The sequence below is a fragment of the Cellulosilyticum sp. WCF-2 genome (assembly GCF_003990395.1).
GTDB classification, from domain to species: Bacteria; Bacillota; Clostridia; order Lachnospirales; family Cellulosilyticaceae; genus Cellulosilyticum; species Cellulosilyticum lentocellum.
This window is the reverse complement of record NZ_CP034675.1, coordinates 370,003-392,678: the sequence shown is the minus strand read 5'-3', so window position 1 is coordinate 392,678 and position 22,676 is coordinate 370,003. Positions and strand designations below refer to the sequence as shown.

Genomic DNA, 22,676 nt, shown 5'->3' with positions numbered 1-22,676 from the left:
AAAGATACCAGAAAAAGAGATGAAAGTTCTCTTTTCTGGTATCTTTTTTAGTGAGTGGTTAGCAGATGTTTAATGGCCATAATAGGATGATAAAGAAGCATCCAAGGGCCGCTAAAGCGCATAACTTCTTTAATTTTGTCTTTGTGTTGTGGCGCATAACAATGGGTTTTGCAGGCGCTACAGAAGCTTTTGTTTTCACCATATTTGCAGCAGCTTAACCTCTTCCTGGCATAAGCATTAAGTACTTCACAGTCTGGACATAGGGTTCTAGATTTGTGTTTTTTACGGCAGTAAACACCAATCATAGCTGCTACGACTTGCTTTTCTTGTTCAATACGAGACATTTAAGATGCTCTTCCTTCCTGCATGTAATAGATACGGTCAGCGATGCTCATGGTAGAGGCTCTATGACTAACTAAGATAATGGTTTTATCCTCACTATGTGCTTTTAAGGCATTTAGGATAATGCTTTCATTTAAGCTATCTAAGTTACTGGTTGGTTCATCTAGAAGGATGATTGGGCTGTCATGTAAGAAAGCTCTAGCAATTCCTAATCGTTGACGTTCTCCACCAGAGAGGCTATCGCCTAGTTCACCTACTTTACTTTTAAACCCATTTGGTAAAGAAAGAATGAAGTCATAGAGATTAGCTTTTTTACAAGCTTCAATAAGCTCTTCCATTGTAGCATCACGTTTGGCAATGCGAAGATTTTCCTCAAGAGTTGAATCAAAGAGATAAGTATCTTGTGTAACATAAGCCATATTTTGACGGAGGCTAGAAGTCATCACTTGATTCACATTATGACACCCTATTGAAATCTGACCTTCCCTAGTCTCATGGAAATGCATAATAAGCTTAAGGAGAGTTGATTTACCACAGCCACTTTTGCCAGATATGCCAATGATTTCACCTTTTTTAAAGGAAATAGATAGGTCTTTTAAAATAGGGGTACTTTGGTAGGCAAAGGAGACATTTTCTACTTCGATACCTGTATCTGTAACTTCATGGCCAACAGTAATTTCTGGGGTATCTGGTATTTCTTCCAAGAGTGATAGGACACGCTCACCACTAGCTAAAGTTTGAAGAAGATTATTAGATAGATTACTTAAAGCTACAACTGGCCCATAGGAGCTCATAAGGCAAACTAAAGCAATAAGGAAGCCGCCAAAGGAAAGTGAACCATTTTGGCAAATTAAGATACCTACTAATAGCATCAGGGCTGAAAAACCTAAAAGTGCTGTTTCTGTAATGGCTTTGGTAATACCTTCATGAGTCTTGATTTTCTTAGTACTTTCATCGGCTTTAATACTTTTTGCTTGGATGACCTCATGACGAGCATTACCTTGATCAAAGAGGATGATTTCTCTCATGCCTCGTAAGGATTCAAGGAAGTATTGATTAAGTTCCCCTACATTTTCACGATAAACCCTACCATCTTCACGAGCACTTTTTGCTGTGAAATATGGGATGATTGCTCCAATAGTAATATAAGCAAAGAAAGCAACAAGTGCCATGAGAGGTGAGTAGTAACCCATAATACCTAGCATAATAAGGCAAGTAATGATGGCAATGGCAATAGGTGCAATAGTATGAGCATAGAATACTTCTAATAGCTCAATATCTGAAGTAATAAGGGCAATGAGCTGCCCGTTATCTTTATGATCTAATTTACTTGGAGCTAATCTTCTAAGGGATTTAAATACTTTATCTCTTATAAATGCTAGGAGTTTAAAGGCAATGTAGTGGCCACTCGATTGCTCCATATATCTTAAAACACCACGCATAATAGCAAAGATAGCTAAGCTAATATAGATTGCTTTCATTTCAGTAAAGAATGGAAGAAGTGGTATATCGAGAGTCGCTAAAATACCAAATGCTCCAAAAACAGTAATCCCAATAGCAGCTAAAAAGCCGAGCACACCCATGGTGATAGTAATCATCATAATAAGAGTAAAGGGAGAAATTAACTTAAGGAGTTTGCGCATGATAGTAAGGCCGCTTTTAGGCATTTTGATGTCCTCCTTCAAATATATTTTCTAGATTTTGTTGACTCATATAGAGGTTAGAATAAGTTTTGCCATGAGCTAAGAGCTCTTCATGAGTTCCTTGTTCTACGAGTTTTCCTTTGTCTAAGACAAAGATGGTATCACTTTCTACAACATTAGCAAGGCGATGAGAAATTAAAATAACAGTTTTAGTTGTAGCTAATGTTTTAATGATGTTATAAATAATGCCTTCACTTTCAACATCAATATTTGAAGTTGCTTCGTCAAAGATATAAATAGAAGCATCATGGAGTAAAGCACGGGCTAAAGCTAATCGTTGTGCTTGTCCACCTGAAAGATTAGAAGCCCCTTCAGTTAGCATAAAGTCAAGACCGCCTTCTGACATAACAAAGTCATAGAGGTTCACTTGTTTTAAGGCTTCTAATAACGCTTCATCTGTTGCATTTTTATTTCCCATGAGGAGATTGTGTCTAATGCTACCCTTAAAAAGATAGTTTTGATGCTTAACAATACATACATTCTCCATAAATGATTTTGAATCAATGCTACCCAGTGGCACCCCGTCAATGCTTATGTGGCCCTCAAAGCGTTTATTAAATCGCATAAGAAGAGAAACAATAGTAGATTTACCACAGCCTGATTCTCCTACAATAGATACAAAGCTGTTTTGCTTAATAGACATAGAGATGTCTTTTAAAATCTGACGGTATTCATCATAGCTAAAGTTAACATTTGAGATTTGAATATCTCCATTTTTAAACGCCTGAGTAGTAGCTATTTCATCTTTAGATTCAATATCAATAAGAGCAAATATATTTTTAGCAGCTGCCATTCCGTTCATTGCTACGTGGAAGAAAGAACCTAATAGACGAAGTGGAATGAAGAATTCACTTGTTAAAAGTAAGAAGACAATGGTTTCACTTAAGCTAATGCTTCCATTTCCAAAAGCAATGAGACTACAGATAATACCAATAGCTGCACCACCATAGGCAATAAGGTCCATCAGTGTGATGGAATTAAGCTGCATCGTGAGTACTTTCATAGTGATTTTTCTAAAGTGTTCAGCGTCCGTATTCATCACTTCATTGTAGTATTCATCAGCTTCATAGACTTTAAGCGTTGTAAGACCTTCTAAGTTATCTAAGAAATGATCTCCTAGTCCAGTATAAGAAGCCCAGTATTTATGAAAGAGTTTTTTAGCAAACTTGTTAACTGCAATAATTGATATAGGAATCAGTGGTACACACACTAATAAAATAAAAGCTACCTTGATATTAAGGAAGGAGAGGATAATAAATAAGGTAATAGGTGCTAATAAGCTATAAAAAAGCTGAGGTAAATAACGACCAAAGTAAATATCGATTTGTTCTACACCTTCACTAGCCATCTGAACCACCTTTGAAGTTGAAACTTCTTCGTTATAGTGGATACCTAGTTCTAACAGTTTGTTATAAATGAGAGAACGAAGCTTGTTTTTTACTTCACTACTTGCGTAGTAAGAAGCGCGGGTAGCTTTAATATTTGTAGTAAATCGAACTACAATAGCCAGAATAATAAGCCCAAAGGCAATGAGTATTGAATGTGTAGTAAGCTTGTCAAAAAATAAACCTTCTATTAAGAAGGCAGTTGAAAAAGTAGCAAGTATATTAAAAAGTAAACCCATCCACTGATAAAGCACAGTGTGAATGATAAAGTGGATACTGTTGGGGACTAATTTAATAAGTCGTGGATTAAACATAAATTTCTAAAACTCCTTGTGTATAAATTTCTAGTATTAAAACAATGAAAATAAAATTAGGAATGGAATAGCTAACTTAGACTGTTTTAATTCTAAAGATAAAGTAATAGTACTTAATGATATACAGTGCAATAATAAATAGCCTAAAAGCTAATACATCCACAAAGATGAGAGGGAAGAGCAACATGATTGAGGCAAAAGCAAGTGTGCATATTTTAGTTCTAAGTGTCATGGCTCTCTCGTTTACGAAGCTCTCTAAGTTATTTTTATAAATTTTGGTTTCAGTGAACCAACGGTGAAAGCGATCGGAACCTTTAGCAAAGCAAAAAGAAGTCGCCAATAAAAAAGGCGTAGTAGGGAGAACTGGGAATACAACCCCTAATAAGCCAAGAGCTAAAAAAATGAAACCTATAGTGAGATAAATAAATCGGTGCATAGAACCTCCATTACGGACTCATTGAAGTCTTTATAGTCATTATATGAATATCTTAATATAAAAAGAAGTTCATGTAAACAAAAAATGAAAATAATTATCAATATCGTAAAGAGGGTATATGTAAGGGCTAAACCCAATATAAATGTTTCGGTAATTCTAAATAAAGGGTATAGACAAAATTATCTGAAAACAGTAGAATGATGAAAAATAGTACAGGGGCAAATTAATTTTTTAGATGAAGTACAACTACGAACTATTTATATTAAGAGAAGGAATGGTGCGATATGATGTTTGTTGAGAAAAATAGTACAGAGATAATAGTAATTGATAGGGAAATTAAAGTTGTTGGGCTAAGTTTACAAAAATCAGGTTTACCAGTTTCATTTGCCAGCCTTGGAAAGCTGTGGGATATTTATGGTGAAACATATAGAGGCAGTGTTAAAAATGCGGAAACACCCGTTGTTGAATATGCCGTTTGTTTAAATAAAACACCTGATTATATTGCAGGATGCGGAGTAACAGAGATAGACAAGGTTGAAAAGGATTGTCTCTCATTTATAATTCCTTTAGGTAAGTACATTAAAGATACATTTAATGCCGAGACATTTGAACAACTAACGGGTGAGGTAATGGGCAAAAGAAATGTAAAAGCTTGGGCCAAAAAGAACAAGGTTAATATAAATGGACAGTTTACCATTGAAGTTTATCCAAGAGAGGATTTTGAAAAAGGCAATTTCCAAATGTATACGTTAACTCCTGTAAAAGAATAGTATATATTTCTTCTTTAAAACGGTTATGGCTATATTTTTCTCCATTTAAGTTCTAACTTTGTAAGTAATTTATCATGAGTTAAATCTATTATTGTATGAAGGGTCGTTAAGTGACCCTTCTCATTTTCTATAACATCACTACAAACGTGTAAAGAAGCTTCATCTAGGGCTTCTTTTTTATATAGTACTTTAATATTTGAGATTTCAGACGTATTTAAAATAGTTCTAGGTAAAGTATCAACTGCCATTTCAAGATACTTAACATTATTTACATGTTGATTGATATCAATATCACTATGTCGTGCGCGATAATCCTTTGAATATTTATAGCCTTCAAGTTGTATAAAATCGTCTAAGGGAATGTTTTCTTCTAATTCCTTTTCTATTCCATAGAGCTTACATTGTTCAGGGGAGATTCTTACAGGGCGTCTTTTATTAATGTCAATAAGCACAGCAGTGGAAATACCAGAAGCAAGGAGAGTACCTTCTGAAGTTTTAATTTTAAAACTTCGATAGCCATATAATTTTTTTATGCCTACAATATCCGTTTCAACAGTGATAGTGTCGCGAAATTTGGGATATTCGATAATGGTTAAGTCATATTTGAGTAGAACCCAAGCGCAATTATTAATAAGACCATTATCTGTTTCTCCTAGAGAATCACTTTGTGAAACAACTACATCCCATAAATAATTCATTAGAGATGAGTATTTACATCTATAATTTGAATCAACATCATAAATTTCTATCGTATATTTTTTACTGAATGTATTATCCATTTTTAATAGCCCCTTCGTATGGAATCTCTTTGTGACTAATTATATCTAAAGCAATCTAATGAATCAATTGTATTCTTGCCGTATACCTTGGCTTGTAAACAAAATGAAAGGTATATATGACCCAAAAGGTACGATAATTAAAAAATAAGGCTTTTTAAACTTATATAAGTTGGGTTATACTAAGCCCAAAGATAGGCCTTATAAAATAATGATATCTATACAGAGCAAATTTTAATGATATCAAATCCAAAAGAAGGCCATTAGTGTATAGCTTTCTTTTTGTATATTTATTAAAGGTGTAGATATCTAAATAATGAGGGAAAGAGGGGAATAAATGAAAATCTTAGTTGTAGAAGATGATTTATCCATTGCAATGGGAATAGAGTATTCACTGGGACAAGAAGGTTATGAGGTTAAAGTATGCGGCAATGTGGCAGAGGGGAAAGCTTATATAGAAAACGAAGTAGTAGATTTATGCCTTTTAGACCTTACGCTTCCTGATGGTTCTGGTTATGAGCTTTGTAAGGTGGCGAAAGAGAATAGAGATATTCCAGTCATTTTTTTAACAGCTTGTGATGATGAAGTTAATGTGGTTATGGGACTGGATATGGGCGCAGATGACTATGTAACGAAACCTTTTAGAATTCGAGAACTTATTTCTAGGATTAAGTCAGTATTGCGCCGCCATAATAAAACAGACAGTACAAAATCTATTTTTAATTATAATAATATTAGAATAAACACCTTGGAAGCCAAGGTTTATAAGAATAATAAAGAGGTGCAATTGACAGCTTTAGAATACAGACTGCTGCTTACTTTCATTACGCATGAGGGGCAGGCTTTATCTAGAAATCAGCTGTTAGAAGGCATATGGGATATTGCAGGAGACTTTGTAAATGATAATACTGTAACAGTTTATATTAAACGTTTAAGAGATAAATTAGAAGATGACCCTGGGAATCCAACATTTATTACGACGATTAGAGGAATTGGTTATAAGGTGGGAAGATAGATGATTCGGAATAAAGAATATAGAGTACTGCTTGTTGGCATGTTGATAGTAGCACTTATTAATATAATAGGTGCTTTTATTTTAAATACTAGTTCGGGATTTTTAGCTTTAGGAACAAGTATTCTGCTACTCATTTTAATATGGTTCTTTAATAGAAGGCGTTATAAAAAATTAGATGAGTTATCATCTTATTTGCACCGCATTTGTTCGGGAGAATACTCATTAGATATTAGAGATAATCAAGAAGGTGAGTTAAGTATATTAAAAAATGAAATTTATAAAGTTACTTTAAGGCTATCAGAGCAGTCTGAGCTATTAAAGAAGGATAAGGTTTATTTAGCAGATGCCATATCAGACATATCTCACCAATTAAAAACACCTCTTACCTCTATGATTATGATGACAGAGCTACTAGCAAGCCCTGACTTGGCAGATGATAAAAGGTTAGAGTTTACAAGAAGGATTAGACTGCAACTAGAGAGAATTGAATGGCTAGTAAGTTCGCTTCTAAAGCTTTCAAAGATAGATGCAGGAACAATTAAGTTCAAGAAAGAACCTGTAGAGGTAAAAGCCTTAATTAATAAAGCCGTTCAACCACTTTTGATACCTATGGAGCTAAAAGAACAAAGCTTAGTAGTAGAGGGAGATGAAGTACACTTCGTAGGTGATTTTAATTGGAGTGCTGAAGCTGTTGTTAATATCATTAAGAATTGCATGGAACATACACCTGTAGGTGGGGAAATTCATGTGCACACTGTGGAAAACCCACTGTACACAGAAGTAGTGATTGTGGATAATGGAGAGGGTATAGATTCAGAAGATATACCGAATATTTTCAAGCGATTTTATAGAGGGAAGAATGCCAGCAGTGAAAGTGTGGGCATTGGACTAGCCATGGCACGTAGTATTGTACTTGGACAAAATGGAGATATTACTGTGAAAAGTGAAAAAGGTAAGGGAACAAGCTTTAGAATTAGATTTTACAAGAAAGTTATATAAAAAAAATTGAACTATTCTGCTATATAGGTTTAAAGACTAATTTTTCATTATTCATTCTTAATTCTTCATTAGTTATGTAATGATGACAAAACTGTCATAATACAATCACAAGGATGTAATCCAGAGAGAATAGTATAGGAGTATAACCTAAGAGGAGGATGAAAATGGAGATCTTACGAATAGAAAACCTATCAAAAGTATATGGCAGTGGCGAGACAGCAGTGAAGGCTCTTGATAATATATCATTTTCAGTAGAGAAAGGTGAGTTTGTAGCTATTATTGGTGCTTCAGGTTCGGGGAAATCTACTTTACTACATCTTTTAGGAGGTGTAGATAGACCAACAAGTGGTAAGGTATTTGTGGATGGAACAGATATTTATCAGTTAGATGAAAACAAATTAGCTATTTTTAGAAGAAGGCAATTAGGTCTTATTTATCAGTTTTATAATTTAATTCCTGTACTTAATGTAGAGGAGAATATGACACTTCCTTTACTGTTAGATCAGCAAAAAGTGGATCAAAGACATTTAAATGATCTTTTAAACACGCTTAATTTAATTGAAAGAGTGAATCATTTACCTAATCAGCTTTCTGGAGGACAACAACAAAGGGTGTCCATCGGACGAGCGCTAATTAATAACCCGGCTTTGATTTTAGCAGATGAGCCAACGGGTAATTTAGATAGTAAAAATGGAATGGAAATTGTAGAACTCTTAAAGATGTTTAATAAAGAGTATAATCAGACACTTATTATGATTACTCATGATGAACGTATTGCTCTTCAAGCAGACCGAATTATATCCATTGAAGATGGAAAGCTTGCTAAAGACGAGGTGATTCGTCGATGAATATTGTAAATAAGCTAACGCTTAGACAGTTAAAGATGAATAGAAGAAGAACTTTAGTAACTATTATAGGAGCCATTATCTCCGTAGCAATGGTTACAGCGGTAACAGTTTCTGTGAGTTCTGCTATGGATTTGATGAAACGAGTAGCTATAAGCTCTGATGGTAACTGGCATATGCGTTATCATGATATGAAAGCGAAGGATATAGCAATTCTTCAAGACGATGAAAACGTAGACAAAGTAGTAGTGAGCTATCCAGTAGGTTACTCTATCTTAGAAGCTACCAAGAATAGTGATAAACCTTATTTATTTGTAAAAGGTTATAATCAAGAAGGCTTTGAGTTAATGCCGGTCAACCTAATAGAAGGGCGTTTACCTAAGGCTAGTAATGAAATAGTCATTCCAGAACACTTAGAATCTAGTACAGGCTTATCTTATAAAGTTGGAGATAAGATAAAACTAGATTTAGGACAAAGATATGCTATCAATGAGGAAACAGGTGAAAAGGAAGAAGGAGCCCTAAATCAAGGATATAGTTTTGTGAGAAATGCTGAAGGGGAAAGTATGGAGACTTTTGCAGCTCAGCAAACACAGGAATATACGATTGTAGGTGTAACCAAGAAGTCAAAAGAAGAATATAGTTGGTCCCCTGCGTATGAGCTTATGACTTATATTAGCCCAGATGAAATACCGAGTGAGGCTACTGTTACAGTATCCGTTTTACTAAAAAATTTAAATGTGGGTATCTATGAACATAATGCAGCCCTGGGTATAAAAGTTGGCATAGAAGTCGTGGAACCCAATAGTGAGCTATTAGCTTGCTATGGTGTAAATAGTGATAGTAGTTTAATTTTTGCATTATTTGGTGTAGTCGGCATTGTTTTAATCATTATTATGGCAGGTTCCATCTCCCTTATCTATAATGCTTTTGCTATTTCAGTAGCAGAGCGTTCTCAGTATTTAGGTATGTTGGCAAGTGTAGGGGCAACTAAGAAACAAAAGAGAGATTCTGTATTCTTTGAAGGTGCTGTTATTGGAGGAATTAGTATTCCGCTAGGTCTTTTGGCAGGGTTTTTAGGAATGAGTATTACTTTTGGTGCTATTAATGGTATGTTTAAAAATATTATGAGTATAGAAGAAAACTTACATTTGGTAGTATCACCCATAGCTGTTATAAGTACAGTGCTTATTTCTATTTTAACTATTTTTATTTCAACTTATATACCAGCTAGAAGAGCTTCTAAGATATCGGCAATTGAAGCCATTAGGCAAACAACGGATATTAAAATGAATAAGAAAAAAATTAAAACCTCAAAGTTTACAAGAAGACTATTTGGTTTTGAAGGGGAGCTGGCCTTAAAGAATTTAAAAAGGAATGGGCGCCGTTATCGTGCAACACTTTTCTCATTAATCATTAGTATTATACTCTTTTTGACAACAGCTACTTTTTCGGCTTACATGAATCGTTCACTGGAAATGGTGGTACAAAATACAAACTATGATATACGTGTATCAGCTAACTATAGAAATGATGTAGAAAGGAAAGTAGAGCTAGAGAAGCTAAAAAGTCTTGATAAGGTTGAAAAGTATAGCTTATTAGAAACGGCATACTTCGAGGCCGATTTACCTGATGAAATGACACCAAGTCATATAAAAGAATTTTTGGGTGGGATAGAAGAAAGAGGCTATTTTTACAATGTTAATCTTATAGCATTAGAAAATGAAGCCTTAAAAGCATATGCACAGTCAGTAGGAACAGATATCAATTTATTAAATAATCCTCAAACACCAGCAGCTATTGTATTAAATCGTGCTAAATTTAAGGATAAAGAAACGCAAAATTATAGAGATGAGGAAGTAATCCGAGCCTCTATAAATGATAAGCTTACATTAAGCAGGCGAGAATGGGATGAAGCTAGTAACGAAGAAAAGATATTAGATGGTGAAGAAATAGCTTTTGCTGGATTTGCTAAAGAGCCTCCAATGGGAATGGGAATTCAAGAAAATGATAATACCCTTAATTTAATTGTATCTGAAGATGTGCTTAATACACTTATGAAAAATAGTAATGAACATATGGGGTATGAAATATCTAGCTATCCAACAATGTATTTAACTTCAAAGGATCCTTTTGGATTACAAAAAGATATTCAAGCACTGCAAGAAAATAGTGGAAATCCAATCTATAGTATTTATAATATTTATGAAGAAAAACAGACTTCGGAGCAAATACAAACTGTCATAAAAGTATTTATCTATGGCTTTATTGTCCTCATTACCCTTGTAAGTGTGGCTAATATATTTAATACTATTTCTACTAGCATTGCACTTAGGAAAAGAGAATTTTCTATGTTAAGGTCAGTAGGAATGACACCAAAAGGCTTCAATAAAATGATCAACTTTGAAAGTATATTCTATGGTCTTAAAGCATTGCTTTATGGATTACCTATAAGTTTTATGATTATGGTGGTTATATATAAGCAGCTTAGTAATAGCTTTGATTTTGATTTCTTCGTTCCAGTAGGTAGCATAATAACAGTTATTATTTCGGTGTTCGTGATTATAGGGGCTTCCATGTTTTATTCTGGGGCTAAGGTCAAAGGACAGAACATTATTGAAGGATTGAAAGATACGAATTTATAAGCTCGCTAGTAAGCTAAGCACAATGAGAGCAAAAAGTATAAGTGATTAAGGTGTAATAAATAGAGATATAAAAGTAAGGTAATAAATAACAAAGAGATAAGACAAATAAGCAATAAAGGAAATAAGATGTGGTTAAGTGGATAGTTTGGGGATTATTTTACTCCTTAAAGAAAGTTATGGGGATACTTTCGGAGAAAAATAATAGCCAACTATCCATTTTTGTGATTGAATAAAGTAATAGAGCTTAAGCTATACTAGAAATTGTGAGCCAATTAGAAAAGCATAAATTAAGAGGGATAGCTAAATCACTAGTAAATAGTGATTCGGCTATTTGAATGAATAGTATTAGGAAGGGAAAAAGAAATGATAAAAGCAGTTGTTTTTGATATGGATGGTGTTCTTTTTGATACAGAGCGTCTTGTTTCTGTGGCCTGGAGTCAAGTGGCAAAAGAAGAAGCTATGGAAGGAATTGATATGGTATTAAAGGATTGTATCGGTAGAAGCTATGAAGATACCAGGTTAGTTTTTCTTAAACACTATGGTGAGACGTTTGATTTTGAAGGCTTTAGAACAAAAGCAGGTAAATTGTTCTTTAAAGATATAGAAGATAATGGGTTACCTATCAAATTAGGTGTTCATGAACTATTAGCTTACTTAAAAGAAAAAGGCTATAAAATAGGCCTGGCTTCTTCTACTAAAAAACAAGGTGTACTTTCTCATTTAAGAGAAGCAAAGATAGAAGAGTATTTTGAAGTAATAGTAGGAGGAGATATGGTAAAGCACAGTAAGCCAAACCCTGAAATCTATCAAATGGCTTGTAGGCTTCTCGGGGTAGAACCTAGTGAAGCAATTTGTATAGAAGACTCCTTAAATGGAATTCGCTCAGCAAGTAGTGCAGGCCTTAATGTTATTATGGTACCGGATTTAATTGAACCAACAGAGGATATTCTACCTTTGCTACATAAGCAGTTTGCATCTTTATTAGAGGTAAAGGCGTATTTAGAACAAATGTAAAGGCAAAGGTGCTATAATTAATTAAACAACATATTAAATGGAGGGACATATTATGAAGGAGATATCACATGACCATTTTAATGAAAACTCTTTTAACATGATAGGGAAGGATTGGCTATTAATTACTGCAGAAAAGGACGGAAGAGTAAATACAATGACTGCTTCATGGGGCGGATTAGGTATAATGTGGAATAAAAAAGTAGCTTATATCTTTATTAGGCCACAACGTTATACAAGAGAGTTTGTAGATTCAGCAGATAGACTTTCGATTTCAGTTTTACCTAATAGTTACAGAAAAGAACTAGGATATTTAGGAAGAGTTTCAGGTAGAGATGAGGATAAAATTTCTAAGGCAAACTTAACTGTGAAACAATATGAGGATGTACCCTATTTTGATGAAGCTAGATTAACATTAATATGCAAAAAGCTGTATGCACAAGCATTAAAAGAAGAATGTTTTATTGATAAGGGTATTATAGATGAGTGGTATCCAGAAAGAGATTATCATATAATGTATGTAGTAGAAATCGAGAAAATATTAGAAAAATAATAGGATCTAAGCAAAGAGGCTGAAATTGCTATTTGACCAGGGATTTTATTACTGGAATTTCATTTGAATTATTTTTATACGCTACTGTAAGATATATTAGGATAACTGCGAGGGCTAATAAGCCCTCTTTTTTCGTGGGCAATTTATTAAGTTAAATATTTATATGGTTTGGAAATTTTGAACTAAGAAGATAGATATAAAGAATTTTGAGAAGAATTATGAGGTTTTTCATAAATGATATTGAATATCAATATCTAATAATGTATACTGAACAAAGTGATTAAAATACTTAATATGTTAAATACCATTAATTTGAAAAATAATTAAAGAAGAGGAAGTTATGAGATACATTTTTATTAATCCTGTTATAGACAAGATGTATATGAAAGAACAATTAGATAAGGCATTACTTCAGAAGGGTTATCAGAGAATAGAAGTAAAGGTAGATTGGCATAAGCTAGTAAAAGAAAAGTATAACGAGATGCTTAAGCAAACAAAGTTAACTATCGTAGATAAACGCTGTCCAAAAGCTATTGAGACAATGAGCCCATATTTAGATAATAGAAAACTATTAGTACCTTCAATTGACCCAATCTTGATACACTGTGGAATAGAGCTAGCAGGCAGAGAAGAGCTAAAAGGCCATGAGAAGATTATTACAACACCATGCGAGAGTTTGGCAAGCTATGGAAATAAGCTGAAACTAAAAGATACGGAGTTTATAAGCTGGAAAGAATTCTTAAAGCATTTAGATCCAGATAGAGAAATTCAAATCAAATCACTGGATGAAAGTCCAATTCCACCAGGGTATTTTGAAAATTTAGAGGTTAAAATAAGTAGCATTTCTGGAGAAGAGAATATAGAAAATTATTTTAAGATGAATTTATATGAGAAAGATGAATTAGTCGAAATGCTGTATTGTCATAATGGTTGCCATAATGGAGATGGAGTATTAATCAATGAACAGAAGTAAAGTAATTAAAACCACCATTTCAGTAGTTATTCTGATTTCAATATGGGCACTTGTAACAAAGATGGGGATAGTGAGTTCTTATATATTACCATCACCATCTAAGGTTCTAAATAGCTTCTTTAAGATGCTTCAAACAGGTGAAATTTTTGAAGATATCTATATTAGTTATATCAGGGTTTTAAAAGGTTTTTTAATAGCAACACTAGTAGCATTTCTGCTTGCAATGGTGAGGATTATTTTGCCTCGATGTAATGACTACTATGAAAGCATTGTTCAGTTTTTAAAAAATGTGCCACCATTAAGTCTAATATCACTATTAATTTTATGGTTTGGTATAGGTGAGACAACAAAAGTTGGTATTATCGTATTAACTGCATTTTTTCCAATCTATTTAAACACAGTCAAAGGCTTTGTAAGCTGTGATAAGAAGTTGCTAGAAGTTGGAGAAATTTATGGCTACTCCGAGGTAGATAGTTTCTTTAAGATTAGATTGCCATATGCCATGTCGGATATATTAGTAGGTATGCGCATAGGCCTGGGTTATAGCTGGCGAGCTATTATTAGTGCAGAGATGATTGCTGCATCAGCTGGACTAGGTCACATGATTTTATTTGCTCAACAAATGTCCAGGACAGATAAGGTGATTGTTGGGATTTTAGTAATCGGTGTAGTGGGGTATATCACTGACAGGTTATTTGCGCTGATAATTGATAAGACTTTGAAAGGGTCAGAGAAAAATGGATGGGATTAAATTAGTAAATGTAAGTAAGTTTTATGCAGTGGAGAAAGACCAGGTTAAAGTTCTAGATGGTATTGATTTAACTATACCAACTAATAAAATTACGATTATTTTAGGACGAAGTGGATGTGGGAAAACTACACTATTAAGGCTTGTATCAGGTTTAGAAGGATTTGAGCAAGGAGCCATTCAAGGTATCGATTTAAAAAGAAAGGCATATGTTTTTCAAGAAGACCGATTAATGCCATGGTTAGATGTCAAAAAGAATATAACCTTTGGCCTTAAAAATAAAGAAGTCAATTATGAAAAAATAGATGAGATCATTGAAATGGTAGGTCTAAAGAAATTTTGTAGTGCTTACCCAAGTCAGTTATCAGGTGGTATGAAGCAAAGAGTATCTATTGCAAGGGCAATAGCTTATAATCCAGATTTTATCATGATGGATGAGCCTTTTTCAGCATTAGACTTTTTCACAAGAGAACAAATGCAAAAAGAGTTATTAAAGATTCATCATAAGACAAGATGTTCTATTTTATTTGTTACACATAGCATAGATGAAGCACTGATTCTCGGAGATAAAATAGTGATTTTAGAAAAAGGAATCATTAAGTCTCAATATGAAATTGAGGAAGAAAATCATGTAAGAGACTTATTAGATGATAAATTTGTAGGATTAAAAAAACAAATTATTGATGATTTAAAAATTGTTTAATAAAAAGACACAAACAAAGGAGAAAAGTAATGAAATTAGCAAAGAAAGTATTAACATCAGCATTAGTAATGGGGGTAATGATGACATCTATGGTAGGATGTGCATCAAATAGTAATTCATCAGCTGGTAGCAATGACACTACAACAACAGAACCTACACCTACAGAGGCAGTTGATACAGGAGCTATAGATTTATCACAATCAACATTAGATGAATTAACAATTACTCATGTAACATCACCACTTAATGTGCCAAGTATTATCCAAAAAAATCAAAATGCATTTGTTGATGAATTTAGCAAAAATGGTAAAACAATTGAAGTTAAGTATGCAGAGATTACATCAGGAGCTGATCAAACTCAAGCATTAGCATCAGGAGATGTAGATATCTTATATGCTGTTGGAGGTACTTCTGTTGTTCTAGCAGCAGCAAATGGTGCGGACATTAAAATCTTAAATATGTACAGTAGATCTCCAGAAGCATTTTGCTTATATTCAGGTGATGAAACAATTAAATCAGCAGAAGATTTAAGAGGTAAAACAGTTGCAGGCCCAGTTGGAACTAATTTACACCAATTACTAGTAGCCTATCTTAAAGAAGCGAATATGACCATTGATGATATTAACTATGTAAACATGTCTATTCCAGATGCAAAAGCAGCATTAGACGGTGGTAGCATTGATGCTGCACTTGTTGCAGGGCCTACTGCTTACAAATCAAAACAACAAGGATATAACTTAGTAACAGATGGTAAAGGGTTAACAGATGCAGTTATTGCAGTAGCAGTTAGAGAAGACTTCTATAATGAATACAAAGAAGAATTAGAAGTATTTATGAATGCACAAGCTAGCATCATTGAATATATCAATACAAACCATGAAGAAACTATGGAAATTGTTGCAACAGAACTAGATTTAGATAAAGCAGCTGTTGAGGAAATGTTTGCTCAATATGACTTTAATATTGAAGTAACAGAAGAAGACTATAAAGCATTTCAAAATGTAGCAGACTTTATGTATGAAACAGAAATGATTGAACAACCAATTAACACAGATGAACTTTTCATCAAATAAATAGGAGTAAATAGTAATGGTAGAAAAAATTAAAGTAAAAGACCATAATGATATTATTGAAATCACTTATGAAGATTTATTAAAATACCATGGGAAGCAAATGTTAGGTGGAGCAGCACTTGCATTTAAGATCATGCTTATGACGTTTCCTAAACTTTGTGATGAAGTGCCAGAGAGAGGAAACTTTAGCTTTTATAGTGGTATAGGATGCAATGGTAAAGGTATTATTGATGCAGCTGAAATGGTTATGCGTGTAAAAACATATGATAGATTAAGACTAGACCTTGAGTATGCTGAGGATAAGTTAGGGCAGCTAGCTCCAGGTGGTGGCAGATACTATTTTGAAATAGGATATAATGAAAAGCTTATTAAGCTATATTTAAAAGAAGGTATTATTCCAGATGAATTCATTACTTATTCAAAGCTAGCACATAAGTGCAAGGCAGAGAATGTACCTATGAAGGAAGAAGATCAAGAAAGACTATTAGTATTAAGGAAAGAATTAGCTAAAAGTATTATGGAAGCTAGGCCGAAAGACTTATTTGTCATAATGGCCTAAAATATAATGGATATAGATATTTTACCTTTCCCTTAACTAGGTAAGGTGAACCGTATCATAAACAAAAAATATGGTTTTATTTAAAATAAAATCAATAAAAAAGTATGCTTGAAAAAAGTAAAATGTTTATTTATAATAACAAGTAAATGAATATTGGCGCGTATAATTGTTCAGCGTGAGACTATGTATAATGGTCTCACGCTTTATTTTTGCTCCAGTACTAAGTTAAAAGAAAAGAGGAAGACAAAAATGGAATTTTATATGAAGCTACCACGTAACAAAAAGGAATTTGCTTTGTTTTTAGCTACTATATCTATTATATCAGTAAATATAATTGCACCATTAATTACTTGTTTTGAATTTGGATTTAATATGTATGTATGGGCTGATACATTAAGAGTCATACCATTTGTTTGGATAAGTGTTATTGCTTTAGTTTTATTGACACATAAACCAGCTGAGTGGATGACTTCAAAAATTATTGCAAAAGAAGATAGTTTTAATGCACATATCATTATAAACACATTATGTACAGTTCTTTTAATGTCAATATTCTTAACAGTAATAGGAACATGGATTGGTGTAGGGAAAATAAGTATGGAGCCAATTCATACATTCTTCTATAAATGGCCAAGAAACTTTGCTATAGCTTTTGCTGTAGAAACTTTTGTGGCACAGCCTATAGCAAGAATGACTATGTTAAATATTCATAAAATAAAAGATAAGAAAAATGATACAGCAGAAATCTTAAATTAAAAGAGACAAGTGATAGTGATAAAAATTAAGTAGGTATAAAAATAAGAAGTGTAGATCTAGTACAGATTAGACTACACTTCTTATTTTTATGAATTTATTTATTTTGTATGCTTCTTGCTTTGTTTTTTTATACTAAGGAGTCCGACTCCTGATATAAGGATAATTATTAAAAAGACGGTTGTTGAATGATTTTCGCCGGTCTTAGGAGAGGCATTATCCTGTGTGTTTGAGTTCGCTTGACCATCAAGAGTAGTATTGGCACCCAATAAATAAGAATTAGTATCACCAGAAGAAGTGCTATTAGAGGTGTCATTAGGGCCAGAAGCAGGAACAGAAGTAGGTTCAGGGCCAGGAGTAGGACTAGAAGTAGGAACAGAAGTAGGTTCAGGGCCAGAAGTAGGAACAGAAGTAGGTTCAGGGCCAGAAGTAGGAACAGAAGTAGGTTCAGGGCCAGGAGTAGGACTAGAAGTAGGTTCAGGGCTAGAAGTAGGACTAGGGCTAGAAGTAGGACTAGGGCTAGAAGTAGGACTAGGGCTAGAAGTAGGACTAGGGCTAGAAGTAGGACTAGGGCTAGAAGTAGGACTAGGGCTAGAAGTAGGACTAGGGCTAGAAGTAGGACTAGGGCTAGAAGTAGGACTAGGACTAGAAGTAGGCTCAGGGCTAGGAGTAGGAGTAGGACTAGGACTAGAAGTAGGCTCAGGGCTAGAAGTAGGTTCAGGGCTAGAGGTAGGACTAGGGCTAGGCTCAGGAGTTACTCCAGGTTTATAAAAAGGATAGAAATGGCCTTCTGCATCGGATTTTTTAACATTCTTAGCAATAATGCCTCCTTCAAAGTTGCCACCCTCTAATGAAACATCAGCTTGTGGTGCCACTAGGTGTCCAGAAAGTCCTTGGGCCGTTAGGTTTCCAGTTGCATCTGGAAAATTCCAAACCAATTTCATTCCTTCAAGGTTTATTTGTGCGCCATTGGTTCCGCCTTGAAGGTCTTTTAATGCTTGGCTAAAAGATTTACCATTCATGTTAATGTTATAAAATGAAAGTGTAAAATCAGTACTTTCTACTCCTGTAATAGAAATGATATATCTATAGTCTACAAAATCTTGAACAGATGAAAGGCCTTCAATAACAATACTACTTGCAGTGGTAATAGCATTATATGGAATAGTTATATAGGTATCCTTTGCAGGAGCTAATGTAAGGGTTAATGTCCCACTATTTATTGAATAAGCAGAGGTCCCTGATGTACTCCATGCAACTGATTGATCTTCGAGCTCTGTAAAGGCTTTATCAAAGTCAATATACCCTGGAGAATGTGTAAATTTTTCAGTAAGCCAACCTGGTAAGCTGGAATCTAGGGTATCATAATAAAAGTCAGTTACTTTATATGAACTATAGAGTGAATTATCAAGCCATTTTCCTTGTTCGAAATTAGATAGCCTTTTTACGTGTTTAACATAAGAAGCAACTACTTGAGCATCACCTACCGTGTTTGGTGTATCTAATATGCCTCCTACTGCAATGGCGCTAACACAATGGCCTGAATTAGTGGCTGTTAAATCCTCTCGTATAAAGTATTCATAATCACTTAAAACATTTTCGATTGTATAGGCTTTGTTGTATGTTGGTTGTGCATATGTAGTGTAGTTTAAGCAAGTAAATGAAATAAGAGTTAATGCAAGTATTGATGCAACTTTGAATCTAAATTTGCGTTTTTGTTTCATTAATAGAATCCGTCCTTTCAGTTTGATCAAGATAACATATAAAATATATGTGCCTGAATTAAATTTTATTAATAATCCGATAAGGGGACTATTCAGTAATAGGGAATAAGTGTAATGTATCTAATATCTATATAAAACTAATTAATAAATAGTATTGTCTTATAGTTTTTGAGCTATTATTAGAAGTCTTTTAGCAGAATTAGTTTTTAAACAGGTTGATAAAATAAGTAATTGGGAAGTTGAATTAACATCTAGATCTTTGGTTAGGACTTTTTGAGATTCATTTAAGATATTTTTTAGAAATAGAGTTTTACCCCCCTCATTTAGGAAATCAAACTGCTTTAAAATATGACTATTATCATATTCTGTTACTAAGACTATTTCATATTTAAAAGCTTGTTGTGGTGTATAAATAGAGATACAATAATTCTCATTTAAGAAGTTAGCATCCTCATATTTATGCAATGAGCCAAACATAGTTCCGTTGTTCATATTGTGGCCGTATATTACAGTAACTGGATCTGAGAAATCTATTTTGTTATAGCTCTCCGAATAGATACAGCCAGGATAGCCCCTTTGACCATCTATGTTGTGATTTAAATAGTAATTATCATCTTCTGGATGCTGGAGTATTGGATAATTGATTTCTGTACCAGGAATATATATCCAAGCGTAAATGTCATTATTAAGTTTTTTTAACTCATTAAAGTCAATACTTAAATAGGAGCTTTCGAAGAGAGTCTCTTGGTTCGAGGAAGATGGCTGAGTTGTTTTAAAAAATTCTTTTGTCTTAGTTTGAATGGCTTTGGTTTGAAGTCCCTTATATAAGGTTTCATTTTTATATTGTAGGTAATAATAGTTTGAAAGGTAAATAATGCTTACTATAATGCTAAAAGAAAATATAAAAAAGAGGACTTTGGGTTTTCGATTTTTTTTATTCATTGTATATCATATTAAGTACCTTTCTAGAGAATACATATAAAAATGGATGTAACTAGTTAATTATTAATGGGAGAGCATTTAATAAAAAATATTTAATAATACTATTTATTGATTATATGCTAGTTTTTAAATTAAATCTACTATTTGAAGAATTAATTTTTTTAATTTTTTAAATATTAAAATGGGATTAACTAAGATATAGATTAAGCAAGCTCACATAGATTTTATTTATTGGATATGGAACCATTTTTTTACAAATTAATATTATAGTATATGAAGGAGTTGATAAAATGCAATCAGAAGCAAATAATAGTTCAAACTTACAGAATTTATTTAATGAGTGTAAAGAAATGATGAATTATCATGTTATTATAAGAATGCAAGATGGTCGAGAATTTGATGGTGTTATTGAAAGCGTTGAGCCAGATGGTGTTAATGTTCTTATGGGAGAAGATGTAATCATTCGAGATGATGAAGATAATAGACAGATGCAATTTAGGAATCCTAGGAGATTTAGAAGGTTTAGACGTATGAGATTTCCACTTGCTACTATACTAGCACTATCATTATTACCTTATCCATATTATGCTCCACCATTTCCTTATGCTCAGCCATATCCTTTCTTTCCTTATTAAAGTGTCAAGTTGAAAGGTAAAACTAGAAAATGATATTTCTATAAGGTGGTTATAATAGCAGAGGTCTAATTAAGAGGACTTGACTAAATTAGAAAATATAAATGAAAAGGATATTTTCAATGAATTGGTTGAAAATATCCTTTTTTGCTATGGAACAACTTTGTTTGCAAGCTAATTTTTTCTTTTGGTTGTCTCATTATTTGATTAAATGGTACAATGAATTAAAGTATAATAAATAAGGGTGAATTGTATGAAAATATCTGTCTTTTATCATCATATAGTAGAAGCAGCAAAGCAGGTAGGGTGTACAGAGGAGAAAATCCTAAAAAAAATAAAGGAAGTAGGCATTACTGCTGTTGAGCTGGATAGAGATGATATCTTGAATCCAGATAAGCTTTTGGAACTTCTTAAAAGAAATGAGTTTTCTGTCTCTAGTATTTATGGATTTTATGATTTTTCCGAGACTGAGGATTTAGAGAACTGCAAGAAGCATATAAAGCTAGCAATGGCTATGGAAGCAGATAAAATAATGATTGTTCCAGGCTTTTATAGTAAAACAGATGAAAGTGCTAGAAAAAGAGAACTAGAACAAATGATTGAAGGAACAAGAAAACTTTGCAAGATGGCTGAGGCAAATGGAATGAGAGTAACGATAGAAGATTTTGATGATGAGAAAAGCCCCTTATGCTCAATAAGCGGAATGGGTACTTTTCTGGATGAAATTCCGTCGCTTTATGTTACTTTAGATACAGGGAATTTTATTATTAGTGGTGAGGACGAGCTTGAAGCTTTTGAGACGCTAAAAAATAAAGTCATTCACGTGCACTGTAAGGATAGGGCCTATGATGAAAACGGCAATATATGTCCGATATCTGTGGGTAAAGGGTTTATTAAAATGTCTGAGGTTTTAGAAGAGCTATCTAAAATGCATTATGATGGATGTTTAGCCATTGAACATTTTGGAGCAGAAAACTATCTTGAATTTATGATAGAATCCGCAAAGTGGATAAGAAGAAAAGTGGAGGTCTAGTCTTATGATAAGAGTTACTGTATGGAATGAATTTGTGCATGAAAGAGAATATGAAGCAATCAAAGCCATTTATCCAGAAGGTATACATAGCTGCATAGCAGAATTCTTAGGAAAAGAAGAAGCCATCACTGTAAGGTGCGCAACCTTAGATATGGAGGAACATGGGCTTACAGAAGAAGTGCTAAATCATACAGATGTACTCATCTGGTGGAGTCATGCAAAGCAGGAAGAAGTAAGTGATGAGGTTGTTCAAAGAGTAAGAAATCATGTTCTTGCGGGGATGGGACTTATTGCACTACACTCAGCACACTATAGTAAAATCATGAAAGTCCTTCTAGGAACTTCTATGAGTTTAAAATGGCGAGAGGGTTCAAGAGAACGCCTTTGGGTTACTGCGCCATATCATCCTATTGCAGTAGGAGTTCCAGAAACTATAGATATTCCAGAGGAAGAAATGTATGGAGAATTCTTTGATATACCTAAGCCAGATGAAGTCGTTTTTACAGGATGGTTTGCAAGTGGAGAGGTATTTAGAAGTGGCTGTACTTTTACAAGGGGCTATGGAAGAATTTTTTATTTCCAACCAGGACATGAGGAATATCCGATTTATCATATGAAAGAGATACAGAGAATTGTCATTAATGCTGTGAGATGGTGCCATTCTGAGATTAAAAGGACATTACCTATAGAATGTGAGAACACAGCTCCTTATGAAGCAATTTGATCTTTTGCATAAAAATCG

The 22,676-nt window shown here is 33.6% G+C and carries 23 protein-coding genes; 16 read left to right on the top strand and 7 right to left on the bottom strand.

What is annotated here, in order from left to right; translation table 11 throughout:
- Positions 1–47: 47 nt before the first annotated feature.
- From EKH84_RS01565 to EKH84_RS22800, 4 genes are all read right to left on the bottom strand, one after another.
- A complete protein-coding gene (locus EKH84_RS01565; protein WP_127064860.1) occupies positions 48–344 on the bottom strand; it encodes a nitrous oxide-stimulated promoter family protein in 297 nt (98 codons plus the stop codon).
- Entirely contained in the window at positions 345–2,009 is a 1,665-nt protein-coding gene (locus tag EKH84_RS01560) for an amino acid ABC transporter ATP-binding/permease protein (RefSeq protein WP_127064859.1), read from the bottom strand. It lies immediately after the preceding gene.
- Positions 2,002–3,744, bottom strand: a complete 1,743-nt coding sequence (locus tag EKH84_RS01555) for an ABC transporter ATP-binding protein/permease (protein ID WP_127064858.1) — start codon at positions 3,742–3,744, stop codon at positions 2,002–2,004. The genes EKH84_RS01560 and EKH84_RS01555 overlap by 8 nt, the downstream gene beginning before the upstream one ends.
- Positions 3,745–3,820: 76 nt before the next feature.
- Positions 3,821–4,180 carry a YbaN family protein gene (locus tag EKH84_RS22800; protein WP_127064857.1) on the bottom strand — a complete coding sequence of 120 codons (360 nt, stop codon included), beginning with the start codon at positions 4,178–4,180 and terminating at the stop codon, positions 3,821–3,823.
- Positions 4,181–4,464: 284 nt separating this feature from the next.
- Here EKH84_RS22800 and EKH84_RS01545 point away from each other — a divergent pair, with 284 nt between their 5' ends.
- Complete coding sequence (locus EKH84_RS01545) at positions 4,465–4,950, top strand: GyrI-like domain-containing protein (RefSeq protein ID WP_127064856.1); 486 nt, start codon at positions 4,465–4,467, stop codon at positions 4,948–4,950.
- A gap of 29 nt (positions 4,951–4,979) precedes the next feature.
- On the opposite strand, the gene EKH84_RS01540 is transcribed toward EKH84_RS01545, so the two are convergent.
- Entirely contained in the window at positions 4,980–5,729 is a 750-nt protein-coding gene (locus EKH84_RS01540) for an acyl-[acyl-carrier-protein] thioesterase (RefSeq protein ID WP_127064855.1), read from the bottom strand.
- Positions 5,730–6,063: 334 nt separating this feature from the next.
- Here EKH84_RS01540 and EKH84_RS01535 point away from each other — a divergent pair, with 334 nt between their 5' ends.
- From EKH84_RS01535 to EKH84_RS01480, 12 genes are all read left to right on the top strand, one after another.
- Positions 6,064–6,741, top strand: a complete 678-nt coding sequence (locus EKH84_RS01535) for a response regulator transcription factor (RefSeq protein WP_127064854.1) — start codon at positions 6,064–6,066, stop codon at positions 6,739–6,741.
- Positions 6,742–7,740, top strand: a complete 999-nt coding sequence (locus EKH84_RS01530; protein ID WP_127064853.1) for a sensor histidine kinase — start codon at positions 6,742–6,744, stop codon at positions 7,738–7,740.
- Between the two features lie 164 nt (positions 7,741–7,904).
- Positions 7,905–8,588 (top strand): ABC transporter ATP-binding protein, encoded by a 684-nt coding sequence (locus tag EKH84_RS01525; RefSeq protein WP_127064852.1) that lies wholly within the window; start codon positions 7,905–7,907, stop codon positions 8,586–8,588.
- On the top strand, positions 8,585–11,230 hold the full coding sequence (locus EKH84_RS01520; protein WP_127064851.1) for an FtsX-like permease family protein: 2,646 nt from the start codon (positions 8,585–8,587) through the stop codon (positions 11,228–11,230). Before EKH84_RS01525 ends, EKH84_RS01520 begins: the two co-directional genes overlap by 4 nt.
- A gap of 363 nt (positions 11,231–11,593) precedes the next feature.
- Positions 11,594–12,244 (top strand): HAD family hydrolase, encoded by a 651-nt coding sequence (locus EKH84_RS01515; RefSeq protein WP_013658990.1) that lies wholly within the window; start codon positions 11,594–11,596, stop codon positions 12,242–12,244.
- Positions 12,245–12,296: 52 nt separating this feature from the next.
- On the top strand, positions 12,297–12,794 hold the full coding sequence (locus tag EKH84_RS01510) for a flavin reductase family protein (RefSeq protein WP_127064850.1): 498 nt from the start codon (positions 12,297–12,299) through the stop codon (positions 12,792–12,794).
- 340 nt (positions 12,795–13,134) lie between these two features.
- Entirely contained in the window at positions 13,135–13,767 is a 633-nt protein-coding gene (locus EKH84_RS01505; RefSeq protein WP_127064849.1) for a hypothetical protein, read from the top strand.
- Positions 13,754–14,518 carry an ABC transporter permease gene (locus tag EKH84_RS01500; protein WP_127064848.1) on the top strand — a complete coding sequence of 255 codons (765 nt, stop codon included), beginning with the start codon at positions 13,754–13,756 and terminating at the stop codon, positions 14,516–14,518. Before EKH84_RS01505 ends, EKH84_RS01500 begins: the two co-directional genes overlap by 14 nt.
- Positions 14,505–15,218, top strand: coding sequence for an ABC transporter ATP-binding protein (locus EKH84_RS01495; protein WP_127064847.1), 714 nt, complete (start codon positions 14,505–14,507; stop codon positions 15,216–15,218). Before EKH84_RS01500 ends, EKH84_RS01495 begins: the two co-directional genes overlap by 14 nt.
- 29 nt (positions 15,219–15,247) lie before the next feature.
- The gene (locus EKH84_RS01490) at positions 15,248–16,291 is read left to right on the top strand and encodes an ABC transporter substrate-binding protein (protein WP_127064846.1); all 1,044 of its coding nucleotides are present in this window, start codon (positions 15,248–15,250) and stop codon (positions 16,289–16,291) included.
- A gap of 16 nt (positions 16,292–16,307) precedes the next feature.
- Positions 16,308–16,850, top strand: a complete 543-nt coding sequence (locus EKH84_RS01485; RefSeq protein ID WP_127064845.1) for a hypothetical protein — start codon at positions 16,308–16,310, stop codon at positions 16,848–16,850.
- A 249-nt stretch (positions 16,851–17,099) separates the two neighbouring features.
- Positions 17,100–17,606, top strand: a complete 507-nt coding sequence (locus EKH84_RS01480) for a membrane protein (RefSeq protein ID WP_013658983.1) — start codon at positions 17,100–17,102, stop codon at positions 17,604–17,606.
- Positions 17,607–17,704: 98 nt separating this feature from the next.
- Here the strand turns inward: EKH84_RS01480 and EKH84_RS01475 are convergent, their stop codons facing one another.
- Positions 17,705–19,327: a collagen-binding domain-containing protein gene (locus tag EKH84_RS01475; protein WP_127064844.1), complete on the bottom strand. Its 1,623-nt coding sequence runs from the start codon at positions 19,325–19,327 to the stop codon at positions 17,705–17,707.
- Positions 19,328–19,486: 159 nt separating this feature from the next.
- The gene (srtB, locus tag EKH84_RS01470) at positions 19,487–20,269 is read right to left on the bottom strand and encodes a class B sortase (protein WP_127064843.1); all 783 of its coding nucleotides are present in this window, start codon (positions 20,267–20,269) and stop codon (positions 19,487–19,489) included.
- Positions 20,270–20,559: 290 nt separating this feature from the next.
- Here srtB and EKH84_RS01465 point away from each other — a divergent pair, with 290 nt between their 5' ends.
- From EKH84_RS01465 to EKH84_RS01455, 3 genes are all read left to right on the top strand, one after another.
- Positions 20,560–20,904 carry a hypothetical protein gene (locus EKH84_RS01465; RefSeq protein WP_127064842.1) on the top strand — a complete coding sequence of 115 codons (345 nt, stop codon included), beginning with the start codon at positions 20,560–20,562 and terminating at the stop codon, positions 20,902–20,904.
- A gap of 250 nt (positions 20,905–21,154) precedes the next feature.
- Entirely contained in the window at positions 21,155–21,934 is a 780-nt protein-coding gene (locus tag EKH84_RS01460; RefSeq protein ID WP_127064841.1) for a sugar phosphate isomerase/epimerase family protein, read from the top strand.
- A gap of 4 nt (positions 21,935–21,938) precedes the next feature.
- Positions 21,939–22,658, top strand: a complete 720-nt coding sequence (locus EKH84_RS01455) for a ThuA domain-containing protein (RefSeq protein WP_127064840.1) — start codon at positions 21,939–21,941, stop codon at positions 22,656–22,658.
- The last annotated feature ends 18 nt before the right edge of the window (positions 22,659–22,676 follow it).